Source organism: Streptomyces viridifaciens (genome assembly GCF_001888885.2).
In the GTDB taxonomy this organism is placed as follows: Bacteria; Actinomycetota; Actinomycetes; order Streptomycetales; family Streptomycetaceae; genus Kitasatospora; species Kitasatospora aureofaciens.
The window spans coordinates 6,778,880-6,802,242 of sequence record NZ_CP090841.1 but is presented as its reverse complement, the minus strand read 5'-3'; the positions used below and the strand labels follow the sequence as shown (position 1 = coordinate 6,802,242).

General features: G+C 75.1%; 24 protein-coding genes and 2 pseudogenes. 12 read left to right on the top strand and 14 right to left on the bottom strand.

What is annotated here, in order from left to right:
- Positions 1-16: 16 nt before the first annotated feature.
- On the bottom strand, positions 17-214 hold the full coding sequence (locus BOQ63_RS37600) for a hypothetical protein (protein WP_072655773.1): 198 nt from the start codon (positions 212-214) through the stop codon (positions 17-19).
- Between the two features lie 212 nt (positions 215-426).
- Here BOQ63_RS37600 and BOQ63_RS37595 point away from each other — a divergent pair, with 212 nt between their 5' ends.
- Positions 427-1,803 carry a D-alanyl-D-alanine carboxypeptidase family protein gene (locus tag BOQ63_RS37595; protein ID WP_078867002.1) on the top strand — a complete coding sequence of 459 codons (1,377 nt, stop codon included), beginning with the start codon at positions 427-429 and terminating at the stop codon, positions 1,801-1,803.
- Between the two features lie 48 nt (positions 1,804-1,851).
- Entirely contained in the window at positions 1,852-2,265 is a 414-nt protein-coding gene (locus BOQ63_RS37590; protein ID WP_046387164.1) for a PPOX class F420-dependent oxidoreductase, read from the top strand.
- A 29-nt stretch (positions 2,266-2,294) separates the two neighbouring features.
- Here BOQ63_RS37590 and BOQ63_RS37585 read toward each other — a convergent pair whose 3' ends face one another.
- Positions 2,295-2,474, bottom strand: a complete 180-nt coding sequence (locus BOQ63_RS37585; RefSeq protein WP_030550650.1) for a hypothetical protein — start codon at positions 2,472-2,474, stop codon at positions 2,295-2,297.
- A 62-nt stretch (positions 2,475-2,536) separates the two neighbouring features.
- Here BOQ63_RS37585 and BOQ63_RS37580 point away from each other — a divergent pair, with 62 nt between their 5' ends.
- From BOQ63_RS37580 to BOQ63_RS37560, 5 genes are all read left to right on the top strand, one after another.
- Positions 2,537-2,941: a PIN domain-containing protein gene (locus tag BOQ63_RS37580; RefSeq protein ID WP_030278759.1), complete on the top strand. Its 405-nt coding sequence runs from the start codon at positions 2,537-2,539 to the stop codon at positions 2,939-2,941.
- Between the two features lie 158 nt (positions 2,942-3,099).
- Positions 3,100-3,231, top strand: a complete 132-nt coding sequence (locus BOQ63_RS37575) for a hypothetical protein (RefSeq protein WP_267885507.1) — start codon at positions 3,100-3,102, stop codon at positions 3,229-3,231.
- Between the two features lie 97 nt (positions 3,232-3,328).
- Complete coding sequence (locus tag BOQ63_RS37570) at positions 3,329-3,490, top strand: hypothetical protein (RefSeq protein ID WP_158713983.1); 162 nt, start codon at positions 3,329-3,331, stop codon at positions 3,488-3,490.
- Positions 3,487-5,754: a heavy metal translocating P-type ATPase gene (locus BOQ63_RS37565; RefSeq protein WP_454130577.1), complete on the top strand. Its 2,268-nt coding sequence runs from the start codon at positions 3,487-3,489 to the stop codon at positions 5,752-5,754. Before BOQ63_RS37570 ends, BOQ63_RS37565 begins: the two co-directional genes overlap by 4 nt.
- Positions 5,751-6,266, top strand: a complete 516-nt coding sequence (locus tag BOQ63_RS37560; protein ID WP_150476274.1) for a copper chaperone PCu(A)C — start codon at positions 5,751-5,753, stop codon at positions 6,264-6,266. The genes BOQ63_RS37565 and BOQ63_RS37560 overlap by 4 nt, the downstream gene beginning before the upstream one ends.
- Before the next feature lie 131 nt (positions 6,267-6,397).
- Here the strand turns inward: BOQ63_RS37560 and BOQ63_RS37555 are convergent, their stop codons facing one another.
- Positions 6,398-7,255, bottom strand: coding sequence for a universal stress protein (locus BOQ63_RS37555; RefSeq protein ID WP_030278769.1), 858 nt, complete (start codon positions 7,253-7,255; stop codon positions 6,398-6,400).
- Positions 7,256-7,613: 358 nt separating this feature from the next.
- On the opposite strand from BOQ63_RS37555, the pseudogene BOQ63_RS37550 reads away from it, so the two are divergent.
- Positions 7,614-9,316, top strand: a pseudogene (locus BOQ63_RS37550) (sensor histidine kinase).
- Between the two features lie 50 nt (positions 9,317-9,366).
- On the opposite strand, the gene BOQ63_RS37545 reads toward BOQ63_RS37550, so the two are convergent.
- From BOQ63_RS37545 to BOQ63_RS37500, 10 genes are all read right to left on the bottom strand, one after another.
- The gene (locus BOQ63_RS37545) at positions 9,367-10,077 is read right to left on the bottom strand and encodes a response regulator (protein ID WP_051746552.1); all 711 of its coding nucleotides are present in this window, start codon (positions 10,075-10,077) and stop codon (positions 9,367-9,369) included.
- 145 nt (positions 10,078-10,222) lie between these two features.
- Positions 10,223-10,756, bottom strand: a complete 534-nt coding sequence (locus BOQ63_RS37540) for a hypothetical protein (protein ID WP_063737870.1) — start codon at positions 10,754-10,756, stop codon at positions 10,223-10,225.
- Between the two features lie 101 nt (positions 10,757-10,857).
- Complete coding sequence (gene ctaD / locus BOQ63_RS37535; protein ID WP_050367185.1) at positions 10,858-12,603, bottom strand: aa3-type cytochrome oxidase subunit I; 1,746 nt, start codon at positions 12,601-12,603, stop codon at positions 10,858-10,860.
- 237 nt (positions 12,604-12,840) lie between these two features.
- Positions 12,841-13,722: a Vgb family protein gene (locus BOQ63_RS37530; protein WP_030278779.1), complete on the bottom strand. Its 882-nt coding sequence runs from the start codon at positions 13,720-13,722 to the stop codon at positions 12,841-12,843.
- A 71-nt stretch (positions 13,723-13,793) separates the two neighbouring features.
- Complete coding sequence (locus BOQ63_RS37525; RefSeq protein WP_223886156.1) at positions 13,794-14,876, bottom strand: AI-2E family transporter; 1,083 nt, start codon at positions 14,874-14,876, stop codon at positions 13,794-13,796.
- A gap of 81 nt (positions 14,877-14,957) precedes the next feature.
- Positions 14,958-16,049, bottom strand: coding sequence for a winged helix DNA-binding domain-containing protein (locus tag BOQ63_RS37520; protein WP_150476273.1), 1,092 nt, complete (start codon positions 16,047-16,049; stop codon positions 14,958-14,960).
- Complete coding sequence (locus tag BOQ63_RS37515; RefSeq protein WP_030278785.1) at positions 16,046-16,765, bottom strand: glycerophosphodiester phosphodiesterase; 720 nt, start codon at positions 16,763-16,765, stop codon at positions 16,046-16,048. The genes BOQ63_RS37520 and BOQ63_RS37515 overlap by 4 nt, the downstream gene beginning before the upstream one ends.
- Complete coding sequence (locus BOQ63_RS37510) at positions 16,762-17,199, bottom strand: hypothetical protein (protein WP_072655767.1); 438 nt, start codon at positions 17,197-17,199, stop codon at positions 16,762-16,764. Before BOQ63_RS37510 ends, BOQ63_RS37515 begins: the two co-directional genes overlap by 4 nt.
- An 81-nt stretch (positions 17,200-17,280) precedes the next feature.
- The gene (locus BOQ63_RS37505; protein ID WP_030278789.1) at positions 17,281-17,697 is read right to left on the bottom strand and encodes a TOBE domain-containing protein; all 417 of its coding nucleotides are present in this window, start codon (positions 17,695-17,697) and stop codon (positions 17,281-17,283) included.
- A 124-nt stretch (positions 17,698-17,821) separates the two neighbouring features.
- Positions 17,822-19,030: an ROK family transcriptional regulator gene (locus tag BOQ63_RS37500; RefSeq protein ID WP_030278791.1), complete on the bottom strand. Its 1,209-nt coding sequence runs from the start codon at positions 19,028-19,030 to the stop codon at positions 17,822-17,824.
- A gap of 173 nt (positions 19,031-19,203) precedes the next feature.
- Here BOQ63_RS37500 and BOQ63_RS37495 point away from each other — a divergent pair, with 173 nt between their 5' ends.
- Positions 19,204-20,445, top strand: a complete 1,242-nt coding sequence (locus BOQ63_RS37495; RefSeq protein ID WP_046385825.1) for an MFS transporter — start codon at positions 19,204-19,206, stop codon at positions 20,443-20,445.
- A gap of 285 nt (positions 20,446-20,730) precedes the next feature.
- On the top strand, positions 20,731-21,288 hold the full coding sequence (locus BOQ63_RS37490; RefSeq protein WP_072655765.1) for a HEAT repeat domain-containing protein: 558 nt from the start codon (positions 20,731-20,733) through the stop codon (positions 21,286-21,288).
- On the opposite strand, the pseudogene BOQ63_RS37485 reads toward BOQ63_RS37490, so the two are convergent.
- A pseudogene (locus BOQ63_RS37485) lies at positions 21,275-21,592 on the bottom strand (response regulator transcription factor); the annotation flags it as partial. The gene BOQ63_RS37490 and the pseudogene BOQ63_RS37485 sit on opposite strands and share 14 nt — an antisense overlap.
- Before the next feature lie 350 nt (positions 21,593-21,942).
- Here BOQ63_RS37485 and BOQ63_RS37480 point away from each other — a divergent pair.
- Together BOQ63_RS37480 and BOQ63_RS37475 are read left to right on the top strand one after the other, a co-directional pair.
- Positions 21,943-22,680: a TVP38/TMEM64 family protein gene (locus BOQ63_RS37480; RefSeq protein ID WP_223886155.1), complete on the top strand. Its 738-nt coding sequence runs from the start codon at positions 21,943-21,945 to the stop codon at positions 22,678-22,680.
- A 63-nt stretch (positions 22,681-22,743) separates the two neighbouring features.
- The gene (locus tag BOQ63_RS37475; RefSeq protein WP_030278800.1) at positions 22,744-23,259 is read left to right on the top strand and encodes a DinB family protein; all 516 of its coding nucleotides are present in this window, start codon (positions 22,744-22,746) and stop codon (positions 23,257-23,259) included.
- Positions 23,260-23,363: the final 104 nt, after the last annotated feature.

The following is a 23,363-nucleotide window of genomic DNA, read 5'->3' as shown; positions in this document are numbered from 1 at the left end:
GGCCGGTGCTGCGGGGTCAGCCCTGGCGGGCGGCCGGGATCGCCAGCAGGACGCCGAGCACCAGCAGCACCGCGTACCCGGCGGTCTCGTGGCCGTCCAGCACCAGGAAGCGGACGAACCCGAACAGCCGGAAACCCCCGAGCCGGTCCGACAACAGGCCGGAGCCGCCGCCCAGGATCAGCACGAAACCGAGGTAGCCGAGCAGGTTCTTCATGCCTCCGAGCCTAGGAACCCGCGGCCGCCCGCCCAACCGACTTTCGGCGCGACCGGCGATCACCAAAGTCGCGGGCGCCGGGCACGCAGGAGGACGGGCACGCAGGAGGACGGGCAGGCAGGAGGACGGGCAGGCGGGCGACGGAAGGGCCGGTGGCTCCGGACGGAGCAGCAGGCACGGCGGCCCGGCGGCGGCGCCGGTACGTTCGCCGTGTGCAGCCAAAGCGTCAACCGAAGCCACCGTCCGCGACCAGGATCGCGGCCGTCTCCGCCGTCTCCGCCCTGGCGCTCGGCGTCGGTGCCCCGGCAGCCCTCGCCCAGGACACCGGTTCCTCCGCCGTGGGCGGGGAGCGGCTGGGCCGTTCGGACGTCCAGGTCGCGCCGCTGGCCGGTGCCCCCGCGCTGCCCGGCGAACTGACCGGCCGCTCCTGGCTGGTCGCCGACGCCGGCACCGGCGAAGTGCTCGCCGCCCGCAACGCCCACCTGCCGCTGCCCCCGGCCAGCACCCTCAAGATGCTGTTCGCGGACACCGTGCTGCCGAAGTTCGACCGCTCGCTGGAGCACCAGGTGACCGCCGACGAACTCGCCGACCTCGGTGTCGGCAGCAGCCTGGTCGGCGTCAAGGAGAACCTGCCGTACCGGGTGGAGGACCTCTGGCGGGGCGTCTTCCTCAGCTCCGGTAACGACGCCGTGCACGTCCTGGCGCACATGAACGGCGGCGTCCCGCAGACCGTCAGCGAGATGCAGGCCCGCGCCCGGTCGCTCCAGGCCAAGGACACCAAGGTGGCCTCCCCGGACGGCTACGACATGGACGGCCAGGTCTCCTCCGCGTACGACCTCACCCTGTTCGCCCGCGCCGGGCTGCGCAACGCCGACTTCCGTTCGTACTGCTCCACCCGCACCGCGCGCTTCCCCGGCGGCCTGGACAAGAACACCGGCCAGCGCACCGTCTTCGACATCGCCAACACCGACCGGCTGCTCGGCAAGTACCCGGGCCTGATCGGCGTGAAGAACGGCTACACCACCAACGCCGGCGCCACCTTCACCGGCGCCGCCGAGCGCGGCGGCCGCACCCTGCTGGTGACGGTGATGCACCCCCGGGCCCAGGGCAGGGTGTACGACGAGGCCGCCAGCCTGCTCGACTGGGGCTTCGCGGCCGCGGGCAAGGTGCAGCCGGTCGGGCAGCTGGTCGAGGACCTCGCCCCGCAGGCCACCACGGGCGGCACCGGCGGCGCGGCCGGCACCCCGTCCGGCGGCACCCCGCAGGCCGCCGGCAACGGCGGCGCCGACCTGCCGCCGTGGTCCCGCCCGCCCGTCCTCCACGGCGGCCCCGGGCTGGCGCCCGCGCTGTGGTCAGGGGCCGCGCTCGCCACCGGACTCGCTGTCTGGGGCGCCGCCGGTACCGTCGGCCGCCGCCGTGCCTCGGCCCGTTCCACCGCATCCGCCGCCCCGGCCGCACCGATGCTCGTCGGCGGTCCCAGCGGCGTCGGAGTGATGGGCATCGGCTCCACCGGCGTCGGCAGCCGCAGCCACCGGCGGCTGGCCCGCCGCACCCTCGCCCTGCTGCGCCGCCGCCCCCGGCGGGGCTGACCTGCGACGGCGCCCGCGGAACCGGGCCCAGGCCCTAGACTTCCGGCCATGACCACGCCCGACCCCGCCGCCTCGGACCGGCTCGCCCGGATCGTCAGCCTCTCCGCCGGCAGCTACCTGCTCGTCACCACCTACAAGAAGGACGGCACCCCGGTGCCGACCCCGGTGTGGGTCGTCCGCGACGGGGAGGCCCTCGGCATCTGGACCGTCACGGACTCCTGGAAGGTCAAGCGGATCCGCAACCGCGCCGACGTCCTGGTCGGCCCCTGCGACGTCAAGGGCAACCCGACCGGCGGGCAGTACCCCGCCACCGCCGAGATCCTCGGCCCGGAGCGCACCGCCGCCTACCGCACCCTGCTGCGGCAGAAGTACGGCCTGCTCGGCGTGCTCACCCTGCTCGGCAGCCGCCTGCGCCGCGGCGAACGCGGCACCGTCGGCATCCGGATCACCCTGGCGGACTGACCCTGGCCGGTGACCTCCGGAGTCGGAGGTCACCGGTCGTCGGCGTGCGCCCGCGGGCCGGTCGAGCTCCGCGGGGCGAGGAGGAGGTCCTCGTAGACGTGCGGGCGGCGGGTGGTGACGCGCTCGTGCAGCAGCCGGGCGGCGCGCTGGTGCTCGCCGGTGTCGATCAGGGCACGGGCGGGGGTGTCCTGGGCGATCCCCCGCTCCATCCTCCGGCCTGGCCGGCCGGGGTGACGCCCGGCTGCCGTTCGCCGTGGGAGGCTTGACGGCCATGGAACAGTACGAGACCGCGCCGCTGCTCCTGCTGGTGGTGGACGGTGCGAACGTGGTCGGCTCGGTGCCCGACGGCTGGTGGCACGACCGGCACGGCGCCGCCGAGCGCCTGCGGGACTCCCTGGTCGCGATCGCCGATCGGGGCCTGCCGGAGCACCCCGGCCCGCTGGAGGTGGTGCTGGTGGTCGAAGGAGCGGCCCGGGGCGTCACCGGCCTGCCCGAGGTCCGGGTGGTGCCGGCGGACGGCAGCGGGGACGACCGGATCGTGGAACTGGTCCGCGAGGCCCGCGCCGAAGATCCGGCGCGGGCCTGCCTGGTGGTCACCGCCGACCGCGCACTGCGAGCCCGTGTCGCCGAGTTGGGCGCCGACGTCACCGGACCCCGCAGCGTCCGGAGTCAGTGATCCCGGGAGGCGGCTACCCCCCCGGCGGATCGACGGGTCCGAGGTGTGCACGGTGAACTCGAAGCCCCAGCCCTCGCGCGGGAGCATCTCCACCAGGCGCACGACGCTCCCCTGACACGTCAGCACGGCTCGAGGTGCTGCGCCGGCACCAGGAGCACGTGGAGGCGCAGATCCGGGAGCGGCAGGGAGCCTTGGAGGTGATGCGGGAGAAGGCGCGGAGCTACGAGGAGCACCTCGCCCGCGGCGAGGCCGACCGGCTGTGGAATCCCTCCCATCCGGATGCCGGGTGACGCCGGGGACGGAAGCGACCTCGGAAGGCGCGGGAACCAACCCCTCCGGTCGTCCGACTGGTGGGGGGTGAGTGCGAAATCGCCGGGAGTCCGGTCGTTGAGTGTGCTGGCGGGATTCGTCCTGCTGCTGGTGGTGGTGTTCGTGGTGGCGTACGCGGTGGGGCGGCAGGCCGGGCCGGTGGCGCCGGGGCTGACGCCGAGCCGGGGCGGCGGGGCCTCGCCCGGGACGGGTGGGCACGACATGGGCGGGATGCGGTGAGCCCGGTCGCGGGGGTGGACTCCGACGCGCTGGTGTCCACCGATCTGGCGGTCGGCGGGATGACCTGCGCCGCGTGCGTGGGCCGGGTCGAGAAGCGGCTGGGCCGGATCGACGGGGTGACGGCCGGGGTGAACCTGGCGACCGGGCGGGCCCGGGTGCTGCACCCGGCCGGGGTGACCGTCGAGGAACTGGTCGCTGCTGTCGAACGGGCGGGCTACACCGCCGAGTTGGCCCCGGCCGGACTGCCCGGCGGACCGGCGGAGGAGGAACCGGACGAGCGGTGGCGGCTGCTGGTGACAGCCCTGTCGGCCGTCCCGGTGCTGGTGCTGTCGATGGTGCCCGCGCTGCAGTTCACCGCCTGGCAGTGGGTCTGCTTCGCGCTCGCCGTCCCGGTGGTGACCTGGGGTTCGGCGGGCTTCCACCGACGGGCCCTGCGGGGGCTGCGGCACGCCGCCGCGACCATGGACACCCTGGTCGCTCTGGGCGTCGTCGCCTCCTTCGGCTGGTCGGCGTACGCCCTGTTCCTGGGCGGCGCAGGGCAGTTGGGCATGCGGATGCCGTTCTCGCTGACCGCCGACGGCGGCGGCGCGGCGCACGTGTACCTGGAGGCGGCGGTCGGTGTACCGCTGTTCGTGCTGGCCGGACGGCTGCTGGAAGGCCGGGTGCGGCGCCGCAGCGGGTCCGCGCTGCGGGCGCTGGCCGAGCTGGGCGCCAAACAGGTGTGCGTCCGGGCCCAGGGCGGCGAGGAGCGCCTGATACCGATCGAACTCCTGCTGCCCGGGCAGGAGTTCGTGGTACGGCCGGGGGAACGGGTGGCCACCGACGGGGTGGTGGTCGAAGGCGGTTCGGCACTCGATCTGAGCCTGCTGACCGGGGAGAGCGTCCCCGTCGAGGTCGGTCCCGGGGACCGGGTGGCCGGGGCGACGGTGAACGTCGGCGGGGCGCTGGTGGTACGGGCCACGGCCGTCGGCGCGGACACCCAACTGGCCCGGATCACCGCGCTGGTGGCCGACGCCCAGGCCGGCAAGGCCCGGGCGCAGCGGCTGGCGGACGCCGTCGCCGGGGTGTTCGTGCCCTGTGTGCTGACCGTCGCGGTGTGCGTGCTGGGCTTCTGGCTGGGGGCGGGCGCGGCCCCGCAGGCGGCGGTGACGGCGGCGGTCGCCGTGCTGGTGGTGGCCTGCCCGTGCGCGCTGGGCCTGGCCACCCCGACGGCGCTGCTCGCCGCGACCGGCCGGGGCGCCGAGCTGGGTGTGCTGGTGCGCGGGCCGGAGGTGCTGGAGAGCCTGCGCCGGGTGGACACCGTCGTGGTGGACAAGACCGGCACGCTGACCACCGGCCGGATGGAACTGGCGGCGGTGACGGTCACCGACGGCCTCACCGGGCTCCCCGAGCACGAGGTGCTGCGGCTGGCGGGCGCGGTCGAGCACCGCTCGGAGCACCCGATCGGACGGGCCGTGGCGGCGGCCGCCCGGGAACGCTGCGGGGCCCTGCCGCCGGTGGACGGCTTCGCGGCCACGACCGGCCTCGGGGTGTCCGGCACGGTCGAGGGCCGGTCGGTCCGGGCCGTCCGGCCGGACGGCGCCGCCGCCGCACTGCCGCCGGAGCTCGTCCGGGCCGTCGCGGCGGCCGGGGACGCGGGCCGCACCGCCGTACTGGTGGAGCTGGACGGTCGGGCGGCGGCCGTGCTGGCGGTCGGCGACACGCTGCGCTCGGGCAGCTGGCGAGCGCTCCACCGGCTGCGCGGGATGGGCCTGGAGACCGTCCTGCTGACCGGCGACGGCCCGGGCGCCGCGCGGGCCGTCGCCGCCGAACTGGGCATCGAGCGGGTGCACGACTCGGCCTCGCCCGAGCACAAGGCCGAGGTGGTGGCCGAACTGCGGGCCGCCGGACGAACGGTGGCGGTGGTCGGCGACGGCGTCAACGACGCGGTCGCCCTGGCCTCGGCCGACCTCGGGGTGGCCCTGGCCTCCGGCAGCGACGCCGCGATCGGCGCGGCCGGGCTGACCCTGGTGCGCGGCGAGATCGAGGCGGTGGTGGACGCGGTGCGCCTCGCCCGGCAGACCCTGGCCACCATCCGGGCCAACCTGCTCTGGGCCTTCGGCTACAACCTGGTGCTGATCCCGCTGGCGGCCGTCGGGCTGCTGAACCCGATGCTGGCGGCGGTCGCGATGTCGCTCAGCTCGCTGCTGGTGGTGGGCAACAGCCTGCGGCTGCGCACCTGGGAACCGGGGCGCGGGCAGCGGCGGCAGGGGGGCCGGCGGTGAGGGCGCTGGACCGGCTCGAGGCGGAGCGGTTGAAGGCGGAGCGGTTGAAGGCGGCGGGCCCGCCGGTCGGCGCGGCGGCGCTGGCGCTGGCCCTCCTCACCGGCTGGACGGCCGTCGGCGGCGCCGGGGCTCCGCGCCCGGTGGAGGCCGACGACGGCTGGATGCTGCTGCCGACGGCGGGCGCGGCCTCGGCCACCTCGGCCTTCTTCACGATCCGCAACCCGGGCGACGTCCCCGACGAACTGACCGGCGCCAGCTGGGAGTTCGGCGGACCGGTCACCCTGAAGCGGCACCTGCACCAGGGCGCGGCGGGCCGCTGGGAGCCGGCCCCCGCCCTGCCCGTCCTCAGCCGGGGCGTACTGGCGATGTCCCCCGAGGACGCCGATCTGATGATCGCCGCCCCGCCCCCGCTGGAGCCCGGCCGACGGGTGGAGTTCACCCTCACCTTCCGGCACAGCCCGCCACTGCGGCTGACCGCCACCGTCCTGCCGCCCGGCGAGCGCCCGCGCTGAGCCGACGGCCCGGCGGACGGGGAAGGACCCGGCGAGCGGGAAGTGCCCGGCGGACGGGTAGGCACCCTGTGGGCAGAAGGCCCCGGCGGGCGGGGAGCACGACCACCTCCCCGCCCGCCGGGCCGTCCGCGTCAGCCGTGCGGCACGACCGCGACCGGCGCCTCGGCGTGGTGCAGCGCCGCGTGCGCGACCCGGCCGAGGCGCGGGCCGAACTCGATCGAACGGCGGCGTCGGCCGACCACCACCAGGGCGGCCCCGGCGGAGGTCTCCACCAGCCCGCGGGCGGCCCCCAGCCGGACGTCCTCGACCACCTCCACCGCCGGGTGCTGCTCGCGCTGCCCGGCCAGGGCGAGCGTCAGCAGCTTCGCCTCCAGCGCCTCCAGCTGCTCGACCTGTGTCGCCGGTACGGCCCCGCCCGCGTAGCCGAACAGCGGCGGCAGGTCCCAGCCGTGCACCGCCCGGACCCGGGCGCCGCGCAGGGCGGCCTCGCGGAAGGCGAAGGCGAGCACCTCCTCCTCGGGGGCGTGGGCGTCCACGCCGACCACCACCTCGCCGGAGGGCCCGTGCCCCTGCCCGGTGTCCCGCACCACGACCACCGGCGTGCCGCTGCGCCCGGCGACCGCCATGCTGACCGAGCCGAGCAGCAGCCCGGTGAAGCCGCCGCGCCCGCGCGAGCCGAGCACCAGCAGGTCCGCCTCCGCGCCGGCCGCCACCAGCCCGTCCGCCGGGGCGTCCAGCACCGCGTCGGTGCGGACGGTCAGCTCGGGGTGCGCTTCGCGGACCGTGTCGGCGGCCTCGGTCAGGATGCGCTGGGCGGCTGCCGGCAGGTCGTCGGGTCCGGCGTAGGAGGACACCCCGTCGGTCAGCCACGGCCAGGCGTGCACCAGCCGCAGCGTCGCCCCGCGGCGCCGCGCCTCCTCGGCGGCCCACTGGGCGGCGGCGGTGCTGGCCGGCGAGCCGTCGATCCCGGCCACCACGGTTGACGTCATCAGAGTTCCTCCACTGTCTCGGTGCCGGGAACGGTGCGCGCTGACGCCCCGTCCGCCCTGCTCCCACCCTGTCGTCCGCCGACGGCCCGCCGCCAGAGGCCGCAAGCCCTCTGCCCGCGGGACGAAGGACCCGTCGGCCGGAACACTACGGGCGACCCCGCCCTCCACCCCGCCGACACCCGGGCACTACCGTGTGGACACGACATTCCCGCTGGTGGAGCGGCGCCCGAGCCGCTTCCGCCAGTCGGCGTGGGCGGTCGGGGCGAGGACTGGTCCGGGCGGGTACGAGCGCGGGCCGAGAACGAGGAGGACAGCGGTGGGCGGAGGGGACGGCAGCGCGGCGGGTGGCGGCGCGCGGATGCCCCGGCTGCGCCTGGACGAGCTGTTGGAGGAGCTCCAGTGGCGGATCGACGCGGCGCGCGGCACCCAGAACCGGGTGCACAACCTGCTGGAGGCGGTGCTCGCGGTCGGCCGTGAGCTGGACCTCGCGCAGGCGCTGCACCGGATCGTCGAGGCCGCCGTCGACCTGGTGGACGCCCGTTACGGCGCGCTGGGCGTGATCGGCCCGGACGGGCACAGCCTGTCGCAGTTCCTGACGGTCGGTCTGTCCGACGAGGAGATGGCGGGGATCGGCGCGCCGCCCTCCGGCCGGGGCATCCTCGGCGAACTGATCCACCACCCTCGACCGCTGCGCTGCCCGGTGCTGTCCGACCACCCGGCCTCGGTCGGCTTCCCGCCCAACCACCCGCCGATGCACACCTTCCTGGGGTGCCGGTGCGGGTGCGCGGCGAGGTGTTCGGCAACCTCTACCTGACCGACAAGCGCGGCGGACTGGACTTCGACGAGGACGACGAGGCGGTGATCGCCACCCTGGCCGTCGCGGCCGGGGTCGCGATCGACAACGCCCGGCTGTACGAGGAGGCGCAGCTACGCCAGCGCTGGCTGCGGGCGAGCACCGAGATCACCCGCAGCCTGCTGTCCGGCGCGCCTCGCCTGGAGGTGGTCGAGCTGATCGCCCACCGGGCCCGGGAGATCGCCGGCGCCGAGCTGGCGGACGTCTCGGTGGCGCTGGCCGGCCCGCAGGAACGGGCCGAGGATCTGGCGGTGGAGGTGGCACTCGGCGCCGAGCCCTCGGCCCGGCTGGGGGTGACGGTGCCGGTGGACGGCACGCTCTCCGGTGCCGCGTACGCCTCCGGCTCGCCGGTGACCAGCGACGAACTGGCCTGCGACGCGCGCTTCGCGGCCGGTCCGGCGGGCCGCTTCGACGGGCTGGGCCCGGCCGTCGCGGTGCCGCTGGGCACCGGCACCGGGTACGGGCGCGGTGTGCTGCTGCTCGCCCGGGCGCGGGGCGAGGCCGCCTTTGGGCCGGAGGAGACCGGGCCGCTGCTGGGCTTCGCGGACCAGGCGGCGCTCGCCCTGGAGCTGGCCGAACGGCGGCGTGACGCCGAGCAGTTGAACCTGCTGGAGGACCGCGACCGGATCGCCCGGGACCTCCACGACCTGGCCATCCAGAGGCTGTTCGCCACCGGGATGACGCTGCAGAGCGCGGGCCGGCTGATCGACAGCCCGGCCGCCGCCGACCGGGTCGCCCGGGCGGTGGCGGACCTGGACGAGACCATCAAGATCATCCGCTCGACCATCTTCGGCCTGCGCGCCCACAGCGAACCCGACCGCGGCCTGCGCGCCCGCGCCACCCGGGTCGTCACCGAGGCGCAGGGCCCGCTCGGCCTCGCGCCCCGGCTGAGCATGGAGGGCCTGCTCGACACCGACGTCCCGCAGGAGCTCGCCGAGCACGTGGTCGCCGTCCTGGCGGAGGCGCTCAGCAACGCCGCCCGCCACGCCCGCGCGACCCGGGTCGAGGTGACCCTGCGCGCCCTGGCCGGACGGTTGGTGCTCAGCGTCGCGGACGACGGGGTGGGCATCCCCGAGGGCGGTCGGCGCAGCGGGCTGCGCAACCTCGCCGAACGCGCCGAACGGGTCGGCGGGGCGCTCACCCTCGGCCCGGCGGACGGCGAGGGCGGCGGCACCCGCCTGGCGTGGGAGGCACCGCTCGGGTCGTGACCCGGCTGCGCCGCCCAGCGTAGGGGACGCGTTCCGGTCACCGGTGCCCGTCAGCCGCGGCGCAGCGGGGACGGCCGGGCGGCGGCGGACTGCCGCAGCTCGGTGGCGATCAGCGCCGCCTGCACCCGGCGCTCCACGCCGAGCTTGGCGAGCAGCCGGGAGACGTGGTTCTTCACCGTCTTCTCGGCGAGGTAGAGCCGCTCGCCGATCTGCCGGTTGGTCAGGCCCTCCCCGATCAGCGCCAGCACTTCCTGCTCGCGCGCCGTCAGGGCCGGTCCGGCGGTCACCGGTCGGGCCGGCTCGGCGTCGCTGCGCAGGCGGTTCAGCAGCCGGGTGGCCGCGCCCGGGTCGAGCATCGAACGGCCGGAGGCGACGGTCCGGACGGCGGCGACCAGGTCGGTGCCGCTGATCTGCTTGAGCACGTACCCGGCGGCGCCCGCCATCACGGCGTCCAGCAGCGCCTCCTCGTCGTCGAAGGAGGTGAGCATCAGACAGGCCAGGTCGGGCATCCGCGACCGCAGCTCACGGCAGACCGAGACGCCGTCCCCGTCGCCCAGCCGCACGTCCAGCACCGCCACGTCGGGCCGCAGCGCCGGCACCCGGACCAGCGCCTGCTCGGCCGTCGCGGCCTCCCCGACCACCACCAGGTCCGGCTCGCCGTCCAGCAGGTCGTGCACCCCGCGGCGGACCACCTCGTGGTCGTCCAGCAGGAACACCCGGACCGGCGCCGATGCCTCGGCCCCCTCCGCCATGGTCGCCATCACGCGGCTCCGCCCTCGTCACCCCCGCACACGAACAGCGGGGCCCACCGCATCATGCCGCGCGTCAGGGCAGGGGCCCAGGGCCGAACGACCCCATTCGCCCGTCCCCGTCACCGTCCCTCCGACGGCGCGGGCCGGACGCCGTTCAGCGCCCCTGCCGACGGGCGTTGCCCAGCCCCACCAGCAGGAACGCGAGCGCCACGCCCGCCCCGCTCACCCCCGCCAGCGCCACCCTCGAGGCCAGCCCGCCCCCGGCGGACAGCAGGACCGCCACCGCGCCCAGCGAAGCCAACGCCGCCCCCACCACCAGCCACCCCACCAGGGCGGGGGCCGCCGGGCGGGCGCTGCGCGGCACCGGGCCGCCCTCCAGTGCGGCCCAGCGCGCCGCGCCCTCCCGCTGCTCTCCGCGCCGGTCCCAAGCCGCCCGCAGCCGCAGGGCCGTGCCACCGACCAGTCCGGTGATGGCCACCTGAGCGGCCGGGTGCCAGTCGGGCACGGCGAGCAGCAGTCCGCCCGCCAGCGCGAGCGCCGCCCACCAGAGCACGCAGGCCGCCGCGGCCGTACGGGTGGAGCGGGGCCGGTCGGCGCCGGCCTGGAGGTCGGCGATGGCGGGCAGGTACCAGACGCAGCCGCTCGCGGTGAGCGCGGCGGTGCCGATGGCGAGCACGGTGTGGGTCATGGGCCGGCCTTCCTGGGGCGCACGGATCACGAAGGGTGGGGGCCGCCCCCGCCCGCCGGGGGCGGCGGCACGGGCGGGGACGGCCGTTCGGGGTGACGGCCTCAGCCGTCGGCGGAAGAGGACGTGGACGTCTGGGCCCGCTGCGCCCGGGTCAGCGGCCGGTCGTACTTCACCGGCTCCACCCCGCCCAGGTGCCTGGCCGGCTTCCCGGTGTGCTCCAGGACGTCCCGGGCCGCGATGTCCGGGTGGTGGAGGTCGAAGGCCGGGGATTCGGAGCGGATCCGGGGCAGTCTGACGAAGTTGTGCCGGGGCGGCGGGCAGGAGGTGGCCCACTCCAGCGAGCGGCCCCAGCCCCAGGGGTCGTCCGAGGTGACGCGCTCGCCGTACTTGGCGGTCTTCCAGACGTTGTAGAGGAACGGCAGGATCGACAGGCCGAGCAGGAAGGACCCGATGGTGGACACGGTGTTCAGGGTGGTGAAGCCGTCCGAGGCGAGGTAGTCGGCGTACCGGCGGGGCATGCCCTCGGCGCCCAGCCAGTGCTGCACCAGGAAGGTCGCGTGGAAGCCGACGGTGAGCGTCCAGAAGGTGATCCGGCCGAGCCGTTCGTCGAGCTTCTTGCCGGTCATCTTGGGCCACCAGAAGTGGAAGCCGGCGAACATCGCGTACACCACCGTGCCGAACAGCGTGTAGTGGAAGTGGGCGACGACGAAGTACGAGTCGGAGACGTGGAAGTCGATCGGCGGGGCTGCGAGCAGCACGCCCGTCAGACCGCCGAACAGGAAGGTGACCAGGAAGCCGACCGTCCACAGCATCGGCGTCTCGAAGCTCAGCGAGCCCCTCCACATGGTGCCCACCCAGTTGAAGAACTTGACGCCGGTCGGCACGGCGATCAGGAAGGTCATGAAGGAGAAGAACGGCAGCAGCACCTGCCCGGTGACGTACATGTGGTGCGCCCACACCGTCACCGACAGCCCGGCGATGGCCACCGTGGCGGCGATCAGGCCCGCGTAGCCGAACATCGGCTTGCGGCTGAACACCGGGATGACCTCCGAGACTATGCCGAAGAACGGCAGCGCCAGGATGTACACCTCGGGATGCCCGAAGAACCAGAACAGGTGCTGCCAGAGCATCGCCCCGCCGTTGGCCGGGTCGAAGACGTGCGAGCCGAACTTGCGGTCGCATTCGAGCGCGAGCAGCGCGGCGGCCAGCACCGGGAAGACCAGCAGCACCAGCACCGAGGTCAGCAGCACGTTCCAGCAGAAGATGGACATCCGGAACATGGTCAGTCCGGGGGCGCGCATGCAGATGATGGTGGTGATGAAGTTGACCGCGCCGAAGATGCTGCCGAAGCCGGACAGCGTGACGCCCATGATCCACATGTCGGAGCCGACTCCCGGCGAGTGGACGGCGTCGGACAGCGGCGCGTAGAGGAACCAGCCGAAGTCGGCGGCGCCCTGCGGGGTGGCGAAACCGGCGGCGGCGATCAGCGAGCCGAACATGAACAGCCAGTAGGACAGCATGTTCAGGCGCGGGAACGCCACGTCGGGCGCGCCGATCTGCAGCGGCATGATCCAGTTGGCGAAGCCGGTGAACAGTGGCATCGCGAAGAGCAGCAGCATCACCGAGCCGTGCATGGTGAAGGCCTGGTTGAACTGCTCGTTGGAGAGGATCTGCGTTCCGGGCCGGGCGAGTTCGGCGCGCATGACCAGGGCGAGGATGCCGCCGATCAGGAAGAACGCGAACGAGGACACCAGGTACATGGTGCCGATCGTCTTGTGGTCGGTGGTGGTCAACAGCCTGACCACGGCCGAACCGGGCCGCCTGGCCCGAACCGGGTGTTGCGGCAGGGCCGTCGGCGGCGGGGTGGGGTCGCCCTGTGCCTGGGTGGCGCTCAAGGACGCACTCCTTCGGAACGTCGTGCGAATGGGTGGCGATCCATGATCCGGATCCACGCCACGTACGCCCCAGGGCCCTTGGGCCCGCCCGGCCCGGGCCGCTGGGCCCGAGTTCCGCACCGCACCCGGGACTTCCCGTCGGGCCCTGCGGTCCGCCGGCGGTCTGACCGGAGTTGGCGCCCGGTCAGTTCACGCGCCCGCCAACCGGGCGATCTGCCCGCGCTCCAGGGCCGCGTACACCGCCCCGTCCGGGCCGACGGCGATCCCGTGCGGTTCGGCGCGGGGGCCCGGGATCGGGTGGCCGTCCAGCCGCCCGTCCGGGGTGAGCACGCCGATCCGGCCTGCGCCCCACTCGGTGAACCACAGCCGTCCGTCCGGCCCGGCGGCGATCGCGTGCGGCTTGGCCGCGCGGTCGGCGAGCGGGTACTCGGTGACCTGCCCGTCCACCGTGATCCGCCCGACCAGTCCGCCGCCGATCCCGACGTACCAGAGCGCGCCGTCGGCCCCGGCGGTGATCCCGACCGGCGCGGTGCCCCCGGTGGGCAGCCGGTGGACGGTCACCTCGCCGTGGACACTCACCCGGGCGATCGCGTCGGCCTGGTTGAGGGTGCACCACAGCGCGCCGTCGGCCCCGGCGGTGATCAGCGAGGGGAAGGCCCCGGCCTGCGGCAGCGGATACTCGGCCACCTCCCCGTCCACCGTGATCCGCCCGACCCGATGGGCGTTGAGTTCGGTGAACCACAGTGCCCCGTCCGGTCCGGCGGCGATCCCGTACGGCCCGGCGTCCCCGGTCGGCAGCCCGTACGACGAGATCTTCCCGTCCACGGTGATCCGCCCGATCCGGTGGTCCCGCATCCGGCTGAACCACAGCGCCCCGTCCGGCCCCACGGTGATCACCGAGGGGCCGCACCCCGGCGCCCCCAGCCCGAGGCGTTCCACCGCCCCGTCGGCGCCCAGCCGCCCGATCTCCCCGGCGTGCACCAGGGTGAACCACACGCCCCCGTCGGGGCCGACGGCAATCCCGTACGGCCCGTCCCCCGCCCCGGCCACCTCGAACAGTTCCACCCGCACCCCTCCACCCCTATCGCGACTCCCGTCGCATTAGTGATGCTCGCACACCTGCCCTCCCGGGGGCAACCAGGTCACTCGCGCCCGCCCGGCAGCCCCCGGAGGACCGAGACCACGCCCATGCCCGCCGCGCACACCGGCACCGCCAGCAGTGCGCCGATGATGCCCGCGATGCCGGAACCGGCCACGACGGCGACCATGATGGTCGCCGGGTGCAGCTCGACCGTGCGGCTCTGGATGACCGGCTGGAGGATGTTGCCCTCGATCATCTGGACCGTCAGCACCACACCGAGCGCCCACAGCGCGGTGCCGAGCCCGCCGTCGGCCAGCGCGACCAGCACCGCCACCGTGCCGGACAGGAACGCGCCGACGAACGGGATGTACGCCCCCATGAAGACCAGCGCGCCCAGGCCCGCGGCGCCGGGGACGCCGAGGGCGAGCAGGCCGACGGTGATGAAGGCCGCGTCGATCAGGGCGATCAGCGTGGTGCCGCGCATGAAGCCCGCCATCGCGTCGAAGGCACGGTCGGCGCAGGCGACCACGGTCTCGGCGCCGCGCCCGGGCAGGGTGGCGCGGATGGCGTCACCGGTGCGGTGGCCGTCGCGCAGGAAGAAGAAGACCAGCGCCAGGGCCAGCACCGCGCCGGTGATCAGCTGGGTGAGCAGGCCGAGCCCGGAGAGCACGCCGTTGGTCAGCGTCGAGACCAGCGAGTTGGTCTCGCCCTTGGCGTTCTCCAGCGCGTGCTGGATCTTCGCCCCGAACGGTCCGAGCCACCGGGCCAGCCGCTGCCCGGCGGCCGGGAGCGAGGCGGCGATCTGCGGGGCGCTGTGCACCAGGGAGTTGACCAGCAGGGCGACCACCCCGACCACCGCGACCACCAGCACCAGGCAGGTCAGCCCGGCCGCCAGGCTCCGGCTCAGCCCCCGCCGCACCAGCCAGGGCACCACCGGGTGGAGCAGTGAGGCCCCCAGCAGCGCCAGGAGGAACGGCACGGTGGCGGCCCTCAGCTCGACCAGCGCGAACACCACCAGGGAGCCCACGGTGATCAGCAGGATCACCGCCACCGACCAGGCCGCCGCACACCGCACGGCGGGCGGCAGCATCAGGTACGGCCTGCGGTGGTCGGGCCGCCCACCGGGCGGGCGCTCCACGGACACGGCAGCCTCCGACGGGGGTCGTCGTTGAGTCCGAACCGACCCATCTCAACAGAGAATCTGACGATCCGCCCGTTGTGGTGGCTAGCCCACCGCCTCGATCCGCACCGCCCCGCCCCCGCCCCCGCCCGCGAAGGCCAGTACGCGGTGCGCCTCCGCCTCCGCCGCCTCGCGGTCCGCCGGCGCCAGGCGGACGAACGGCTGGACGGCCACCTCCCGCTCCCCCGTCAGCCCCCACGTCCCGGCGACCAGCCCGTCCACCAGCAGGGTGCCGGGCACCAGCCCGTTCCGGGTCATCACCCGCCCCTTGTACTCCTCCGGCAGCACCCGGCTCCGGTCGGCGTGGGAGAGCAGCAGGTTGTCGAACGGCGCGACCAGCCGCACCGGCGCCGGGGCGTCCGGCTCCGGCCGGGGCGCCTGCGGCAGGTCGTACAGCAGCCGGCCCTGCTCGTCCCGGAAGGTCAGCAGCCGCGGCGCGACCCGCTGCAGGACGGGGCCGAGGCCGGGAAGGCCGCACCACTTCCTCAGGTCCGCCGCGCCGGCCGGGCCGAAGGCGGCGAGGTAGCGCAGCACCAGGCCGTCCGGCGAGGGCTCGGGGTCGAGCGGGCGGCCGAGCCAGGCCTCGGCGGTGGTGTGGGCGGCCGGTCCGCCGCGCCCCCACAGTCCCCGCGGCGGCACCTGGACCAGCGGCAGCAGGCACCGCGCGGCCTGGGCCAGCGCCGCCGGGTCGCGGTCCGGGCGGGTGGCGGCCAGCAGCGCGCCGAGCCGCTGGAAGGTGCGCGGCTCCTCCTCGACCAGGGCGCGGGCCTCGGCGGCCAGCACGGCCAGGTCGAGTCCGGCCAGCCGCTTGCCGTAGGTGGTCCGCAGGGCCTGGTCCAGGACGGGCTGGAGCAGCGGACGCAGGGTCAGGCAGTCCTCGGCGGTGACCAGGTGGATGGTGCCGCGCTGGAGCGCGATCCGGACCACCGCCCGCTGTTCGATCAACCCGGTGAGCTGCTCCGGGGCGAAGCCGTCCAGCCGGGAGAGCAGCCCGAGGTACGGCGGCTGGGGGGCGGCCTGGGCCTGGAGGCCGCCGAGGTGGTGGATCACCTCCAGGGGTGTCCGGTCGGTACGGGCGAGCAGGTGCTGACGGGCCAGCAGTGCGCGGCTCAGGGCGCGGGTGCCGAGCACCGTCACCGGCGGCCGTCCACGACGGAGCGCAGCACGGAGATCCGGTTGGTGGTGATGGAGGCGGCGCCGGTGTCGCGCAGTCGGCGCATGGTGCGGCGCAGGTCGGCGGTCCAGGTGGAGACGGCGAGTCCCTCGTCCGTCGCTTCCCCGACGAACCGGGGGGTGACCAGACCGAACGGCGGGTTGAGGAAGCGCGGGCGCAGGTCGCGCAGCAGGGCGGGCGCGGGCATCCGCGGCTGCTTCCAGGTGAGCGCGATCTCGGCGTCCGGGCTGAGCTCGCGCACGGCGAGCATGGCGGTGGTGTGGCCGCAGAAGGCGACCAGCGCCTCGGCACCGAGCCCGGTGACGACGGACCAGGTGGCGGCGGCCGGGCCGGGGTCGTCCAGGTCGATGAGCAGGCGCGGGCCGTTGGCTTCCGCCACGGCCTTGATCGCCTCGGCGAGGGTGGGGACGGCCAGTTCCCCCTGCCGCAGCTCGTCCAGCTGCTCGGTGGTGACCCGGCCGATCGAGCGCGGGTCGCCCCAGAGCCGTTCCAGGGTGGGGTCGTGCAGCAGCACCGGCACCTTGTCGCGGGTGAGCTGGACGTCCACCTCGACGGCGTCGGCCCCGGCGGCGAGCGCGGACTCGACGGAGGGCAGGGTGTTCTCGCGGTGGCGGTACGGGTCGCCGCGGTGGGCGACGGCGAGCACCGGGCGGCGGTCGGCGGGGGCGGCGGGGCTCATCGGATCCTTCCGGACAGCCAGGGGGTGAGGTCGTGGAGGCCGAGGGACTCGCGGTAGCCGGCTTCCCCCGGGACGGTGACGATCAGGGTGGTGGACGGCGGGAAGGTCCGCGCCCTGACGTGCACCAGGCCGGACCAGACGGAGTTCAGGAAGGCCGGGACGCTGTCGCGCGGGACGTCGAAGGGGATGCCCTCGACGGTCACGGTCACCTCGTCGTGGGTGAACAGCCGGACGGCGGTCCGCGGGCTGCCGTCGAACTCCAGCAGGGCTTCGTGCGGGATGGCGTCCGGTCCGTCCTCGTGGCCGACCAGCCCGGCGAAGGTCCGGTCGCTCCCGATGTCGTGCTGGGCCCGCACGGCGCGGCCGTGCCGGGCGGCGACGGCCTCGATCGCCAGCACGGCGCTCTGGGTGGTCGGCAGGTGCGGGGGCGGCATCCGGGCCTCTCGGTCGGGACTCGTCTTCGGTTCTTCGGTGTGGCTCGGCGGGGAGTCGGAAGGGAATCGGAAGGGAGGTGGCTAACGCCGCTCGATCATCACATTGGTCGACTTGATGACCGCCGTGGCGGGTGCGCCCGGCACCAGGTTCAGCTCCTCCGCCGACTCCCGGCTGATCAGCGACACCACCCGGAACGGCCCGGCCTGCACCTCCACCTGCGCGGCCACGTCGCCGAGCACCACATGGGTGATGATCCCGGGGAAGCGGTTGCGCGCCGAGGACGGCCGGCCCTCGGCCTCGGCGTTCTCCGGCCGGGCCAGCTCGCGGGCGAAGGCGGCGAGCTCGGCCCCGGGGATGATCCGGTGCCCGTGCTCGTCCCGCACGGCGGCGAGCCGCCCGGCGTCCACCCAGCGCCGCATGGTGTCCGCGCTGACGCCGAGCAGCGCCGCCGCCTCACCGATGCGGTACGGGTTGACCGGCAGCTCGGGCTGGCCCATGTGCGACTCCTGACGGTGGTACGAGGTACGGGGTACGTGCCCCCCGTCCGCCATCCTGCCGTACCGGGCACGCCGACGGGAAACAGCCCCGGACCAGCCCACGGAGGCGGCACGGCGGCACGGCCTACGGCTCGCCGAACAGGTCCCGCCGCACGGCGTCCCCGGCGGTGAGCACCGCCCCGGCGAGCACCGCCCCGCCGCCCGCCGTACCGGCCCGCACCTCGGTGCGCAGCGGGGAGAACCCGGCCAGCCGCCGTTCGACCCGGCCGGCCAGCTCGGCGCCGCCGGCCCGGCCGATCTCGCCGCCGAGCACCACGCAGCCCGGGTCGAGCACCACGCAGAGCGCGGCCGCGCCGAGCGCGATCCGCTCGGCCAGCTCGTCCAGGAACGCCTCGCCCGCCGCACCGGCGGCCAGTGCGGTGCGCACGGCGGCCTCGGCGGCGGACGCGTCCCCGGCCGGGTCGGCGGACAGCCCGTGGCTGCGGGCGAGCGCGCAGATCGCGGCGCTGCCGACCAGGCCGTGGAATCCGCCCTCGCAGCTGTCGGCGCTGGGCAGCCCGACCGTGCCGGGGACGGGCAGGAAGCAGATCTCGCCGGTACCGCCGGAGAAGCCCCGGCGCAGCCGGCCGTCCAGGATGACGGCGGCGCCGACGCTGTGGCCGAGCCACATCAGCACGAAGGTGTCGCGGTCGCGCGCGGCGCCGACCCGGTACTCGGCCCGGCCGGCCAGGTTGACCTCGTTCTCCAGGATGACATCGGTGCCGGGCAACTCCCGCAGTGCGGTGAGGAGTTCGGCGTGCCAGCCGGGGAGCTTGCCGGTGCTGTGCAGTCGGCCGGTGGCGGGGTCGACCAGGCCGGGGGCGCCGACCGCGACGGTGTGCAGCTGCTCGACGCCGGCGCCGCGCGCGGTCTCCAGCAGGGTGCGGACGATCCTCTCGGCGACGCCCGCGTCGGCTGCACCTACGCCCGACGCCTCGGCCGACGCCTCGACCGACACCTCCGCGGTGGCGAGGCTGCGCCCGGCGAGGTCGGCGACGACCATGCTGACCCCGCCCTCGCGGACGTCGAAGGCGGCGATGTGGGCGCGGGAGGCGACCAGCGCGTAGAGCCGGGCGTTGGGGCCGCGCCGCTGTTCGCCGCGCTCGCCGACGACGGCCACCAGGCCGGTGCGCTGGAGGCGGTCGAGCAGGTCGGCGACGGTCGGCCGGGACAGGCCGGTGAGGTCGCGCAGCTCGGTCGCGGTGAGCGGACCCTGTTCGAGCAGGAGGTTGAGCGCCAGGCGGTCGTTGATCGCCCGGGCGGTGCTCGGCGTGGCCGTACGCGCGGTGGTCATGGCCGGTCATCCTTCCAGAGTGTTTCTATCAGGGTCCCTTCCTGATAATTTATCGAACCGATCGCACGAACCGCCGGACGGCCCACCCCGCCGCGCGGACCCGTCGGCCTGCACGTAGACCACCCACAGGGCACCGTCGCGCCCCGCCACGCGCGACCGGGAGGGAACGCCGCATGACAGTCACGACCCCGCAAACCCCGGAACCACTCGCCGACCCACGCCGCTCCCGGCTGAGCATCGCGCTGGTCTTCGGCGTGCACGGCGCCGTCAGCGGCACCTTCGTCACCCGCATCCCGTGGATCCAGGACCGGCTGGACCTCTCCCCCGGCCAGCTCGGCCTGGCCCTGGTGATGCCCGCCATAGGCTCCTCCCTCGCGATGCCGCTCGCCGGGCGCTTCGTCCATCGCCACGGCGGCCGGGCCGCGGTGCGCGGGCTGATCTCGCTCTGGTGCCTGGCCCTCGCCCTGCCCGCGCTCGCCCCCTCACTGCCGGCGCTGTGCGCGGTGCTACTGGTGTACGGCGCCACCGCGGGCACAGCGGACGTCGCGATGAACGCCCAGGGCGTGGAGATCGAGCGGTGCCTCGGCCGCTCGATCATGTCCGGGCTTCACGGGATGTGGAGCGCGGGTGGACTGCTGGCCTCCGGCTTCGGCATCCTGGCCGCCCACCTGGACCTCGACGCCCGGCTCCAACTGGCCGTCACCGCCCTGGTGTTGCTCGCCCTCGCCCAGCCGGTCTGCCGGAGCCTGCCGGACTTCCGGGCGCCCGAGGCGGCGGAGGAGCCGCCGCACTTCGCCCTGCCGCCGCGCAGCTCGCTGGTGATCGGACTGGTCGGCTTCTGCGCGGTGTTCGCCGAGGGCGCCTCGATGGACTGGAGCGGCGTCTACCTCAAGACCGTCACCGGCGCCTCCGCCACCCTCGCGGCCGCCTCCTACACCGCCTTCTCGCTCACCATGGCGGTCAGCCGCCTGGCCGGGGACGCGGTGATCCGCCGCCTCGGCGCCGTCCGCGCCACCCGGCTGGGCGGTGCGACCGCCACCCTCGGCGGCGTCCTGGTGGTGGCCGCCGACCACCCGGCGCTGGCCATCCCCGGCTTCGCCCTGATCGGCGTCGGCATCGCGGTGATCGTGCCGCTCGCCTTCGCCGCCGCCGGACGGATCGGCAGCAACCCCAGCCAGGCCATCGCGGGCGTCGCCACCGTCACCTACACCTCCGGCCTGGTCGCCCCCGCCGTGATCGGCGCCCTCGCCCAGGCCACCTCGCTCACCGTCTCCTTCGGACTCGTCACGCTGCTCGCCTTCGCCCTGCTGCTGAGCGCCGGGGCACTGCGCCGGGCCGAACCGGATTCCACCGACAACAAGGTGACCGCGTCGTCGCCGGGAAACACTTCCGGAAAAGATCTCTCCGCGATATGACCGACCATTCGCCGGGAAATTCCCGCTGATATCGCCGACCGCCGAGCGCACCCCAGCGCCCGGCGGTTTTCCGCGACCGGCGCGGGCCGACCTCACGGCCGCCCTGGAGCGGCTGTGCACCGTCGGCCCCGCCGAGGTGGTCGCTCTCGGCTTCTGCTTCGGCGGCCGCCAGGCCTTCCGCACCACCGCACCCCGCTTCGGCCCGGCCGGGGCGGTCGGCCGACGTCCCTCCGCCGAGCCTAAATCCCTTTGCGCGGCCGGACGTTGCGGTCCGACACTGGGGCCGTGCTCGGATTCCTCAAGACCGACGACGAAACCCTGGTCTCCTGCCTGGGCGATCCCCAGCGCACCGTGGCGGCCTACCACGAGCTGCTCCGGCGCGGGCCGGGCGCACTGGGCGCGATCCGCGCCGGGCTGTCCCATGACCACCCGGCCGTCCGGGAGGGCTGCTGCCGCCTCCTGGACCACCTGGTCGAGACCGACTCCATGGACCTGCTCGTCGCCATGGCCGACGACCCCGACGCCGAGGTCAGGGTCGCCGCCTTCCACGCCCTGGCCTGCGACCGCTGCAAGGACGACGCCTGCGCCCCGGGCGCGGGCCTGGTCCTCGAACCCGCGCTGCGTCACCTGGCCGACGACCCCGACCCACGGGTCCGGGCCAGGGCCGCCGAACTGGTCGGCAAGTTCGCCCACAGCGACGCCCGCGCCGTCGCCGCCCTTCAGGCGTGCCAGGCCGGCGACCCGAGCCCGGCCGTCCGCAAGAAGGCGGGCTGGTACGCCCCCGGCGGGCCCATCCACCGACGGACCGCGCCACGCGCCGGACGGAGCCTCAGGGCTGGTTGAGGTAGGTGAGCGCGGCCCGGACGCGGCGGTTGGTGTCGTCGTCGTCCGCGATGCGGAGCTTGCCGAACATCGAGGTGGTGTACTTGCCGACCGCGCTGTCACTGGGGAACAGCCGCCGCCCGATGGCCTGGTTGGACAGTCCCTCCGCCATCAGCCCGAGCACCCGGTACTCGCGCTCGGTGAGCTGGCTGAGCCCTCGCTCCGGTGGGCTCGCGGACAGCAGCTTGGCGATCACCGCCGGGTCCATCGCCGTGCCGCCGGCCGCGACCCGCTCCAGCGAACCGATGAACTGGTCGGCGTCGAAGCCCCCAGGACCACCCCAGCACCACCGAGCCCGCCCACACGGCCGGGACCAGCAGGGTCACCGCCGCGACCGCGCACGCCCGCGGGAACCCCGTCGCGGCCTCCGTCGCCCACCCGCCCAGCTTCCCCAGGAGCCCTTCCTCGTCTTCCGTCGGTGCGCCCACTGTGCACCGCGCGGAACCCCCGTCCGCCCCGGTCCGGCCCGGGAGTGCGGCCAGACCCACCCAGGTGTGCGTCCAGCCGGACCCCTGCGCCCCGGGTAGAGCCCCACCCGCCGTCATGCCGATCGCGATCACCGGCGTCGGCCCTGCCCCGACCGGCCCCGCTCCCGCGACCGGTTAGGCTCTCGCCGTGCCCGCAGCCCTGACGACCTCCGCCGCGCCGACCGCCGAAGAGCCCGCCGAGCCCGCCGCCCACGGCGGGCGGCACCCGGCCCGCTCGGCCTGGTGGCGGTTCGGCCTGCTGGTGGTGCTGCTGGGGGCCTGCGCCGGCTCGCTGCTGCTGTGGAGCCCGACCGACCTGCTCTCCGGCGGGCTGGCGCACCGGATGCCCGGTTACTGGTTCGCCCCGCTGTTCACCCTCGTCTACGCGGTCGGGACGCTCGCCTTCGTGCCGCGCCCCGCGCTGAACGCCGCGGCCGGGCTGCTGCTGGGCATCCAGCAGGGGGTGCTGCTCGCGGTGCTCGGCACCACGCTGGGCGCGGCCCTGGCCTTCGCGCTCGGCCGGGGGCTGGGCCGGGAGGCGCTGCGGCCGTACCTGCGCGGCAAGGTGCTCGGCGCCCTCGACCGGCGCTTCACCGACCAGGGCTTCCGCAGCGTCCTGGTGCTTCGGCTGCTGCCCGGGCTGCCGTTCCAGGCGGGCAACTACGGCGCGGCCTTCTCCGGGGTCCGCTTCCTGCCCTTCCTGTTCGCCACCGCGATCGGCGTGGTGCCGACCACCGCCGTGTACGTCGTCGCCGCGGCCAGCGCGGACCAGCCGGGCTCGGCCGCGTTCCTGGTCTCGGCCGGGGTGATCGCCCTGCTGGTGCTGGGCAGCCTGGTCGGGCTCTGGCGGGCGGCCGCGGCCCGCCGCCGGGCGCAGGCCGGCTGACGCCTCGCTCGCGCCCCCGCAATTCGCTCGCGCCTGCGCGCCATCGGGGCCACGATGTCCCGCATGACCGAACTCACTCCGCGGGTGGACCCGCCGATGGCCGCCGACGAGGCCGCCATGCTCACCTCCTGGCTCGACTACCACCGCAGCACCCTCGCCCTGAAGTGCGAGGGCCTGACCGACGACCAGCTGCGGCTGCGCTCGGTCCCGCCGTCCACGCTCTCCCTGCTCGGTCTGGTCCGGCACATGGCCGAGGTCGAACGGCACTGGTTCCAGGGCGTCCTGCTCGGCGAGGAGTTCGCCACCGGCCACTACTGGACCGAGGCGGACCCTGACGGCGACTTCGACCACGTCGACACCGCCGACGTCGCCGCCGACTTCGCCACCTGGCGCGCCGAGATCGAGGCCGCCCGCCGGGCGGTTGCCGGCCTGCCGCTGGACACCGTCGGCAAGCGGGCGCGCCAGGACCAGGAGGTGACGCTCCGCTGGATCCTCGTCCACATGATCGAGGAGTACGCGCGGCACAACGGGCACGCGGATCTGTTGCGGGAGCTGGTGGACGGTTCGACCGGCGAGTGAAATCGTTTCCGCATTGTTGACAGAGGGTCAGTTACGCCGTGACCGCTACCGATATGGTCTACGCGCGCAACCGTACCGCGCCGTGCCGCGTCGCTGTCTTTGCC

What these genes read in the sequence shown, in the direction of transcription:
- BOQ63_RS37475 (WP_030278800.1), top strand. Translation starts at nt 22,744, where the DNA reads ATGACCGAACTCACTCCGCGGGTGGACCCGCCGATGGCCGCCGACGAG.
- BOQ63_RS37555 (WP_030278769.1), bottom strand. Translation starts at nt 7,255, where the DNA reads ATGACGTCAACCGTGGTGGCCGGGATCGACGGCTCGCCGGCCAGCACC.
- BOQ63_RS37495 (WP_046385825.1), top strand. Translation starts at nt 19,204, where the DNA reads ATGACAGTCACGACCCCGCAAACCCCGGAACCACTCGCCGACCCACGC.
- BOQ63_RS37590 (WP_046387164.1), top strand. Translation starts at nt 1,852, where the DNA reads ATGACCACGCCCGACCCCGCCGCCTCGGACCGGCTCGCCCGGATCGTC.
- BOQ63_RS37510 (WP_072655767.1), bottom strand. Translation starts at nt 17,199, where the DNA reads ATGCCGCCCCCGCACCTGCCGACCACCCAGAGCGCCGTGCTGGCGATC.
- BOQ63_RS37600 (WP_072655773.1), bottom strand. Translation starts at nt 214, where the DNA reads ATGAAGAACCTGCTCGGCTACCTCGGTTTCGTGCTGATCCTGGGCGGC.
- BOQ63_RS37580 (WP_030278759.1), top strand. Translation starts at nt 2,537, where the DNA reads ATGGAACAGTACGAGACCGCGCCGCTGCTCCTGCTGGTGGTGGACGGT.
- BOQ63_RS37585 (WP_030550650.1), bottom strand. Translation starts at nt 2,474, where the DNA reads ATGGAGCGGGGGATCGCCCAGGACACCCCCGCCCGTGCCCTGATCGAC.
- BOQ63_RS37515 (WP_030278785.1), bottom strand. Translation starts at nt 16,765, where the DNA reads ATGAGCCCCGCCGCCCCCGCCGACCGCCGCCCGGTGCTCGCCGTCGCC.
- BOQ63_RS37505 (WP_030278789.1), bottom strand. Translation starts at nt 17,697, where the DNA reads ATGGGCCAGCCCGAGCTGCCGGTCAACCCGTACCGCATCGGTGAGGCG.
- BOQ63_RS37545 (WP_051746552.1), bottom strand. Translation starts at nt 10,077, where the DNA reads ATGGCGACCATGGCGGAGGGGGCCGAGGCATCGGCGCCGGTCCGGGTG.
- BOQ63_RS37540 (WP_063737870.1), bottom strand. Translation starts at nt 10,756, where the DNA reads ATGACCCACACCGTGCTCGCCATCGGCACCGCCGCGCTCACCGCGAGC.
- BOQ63_RS37500 (WP_030278791.1), bottom strand. Translation starts at nt 19,030, where the DNA reads ATGACCACCGCGCGTACGGCCACGCCGAGCACCGCCCGGGCGATCAAC.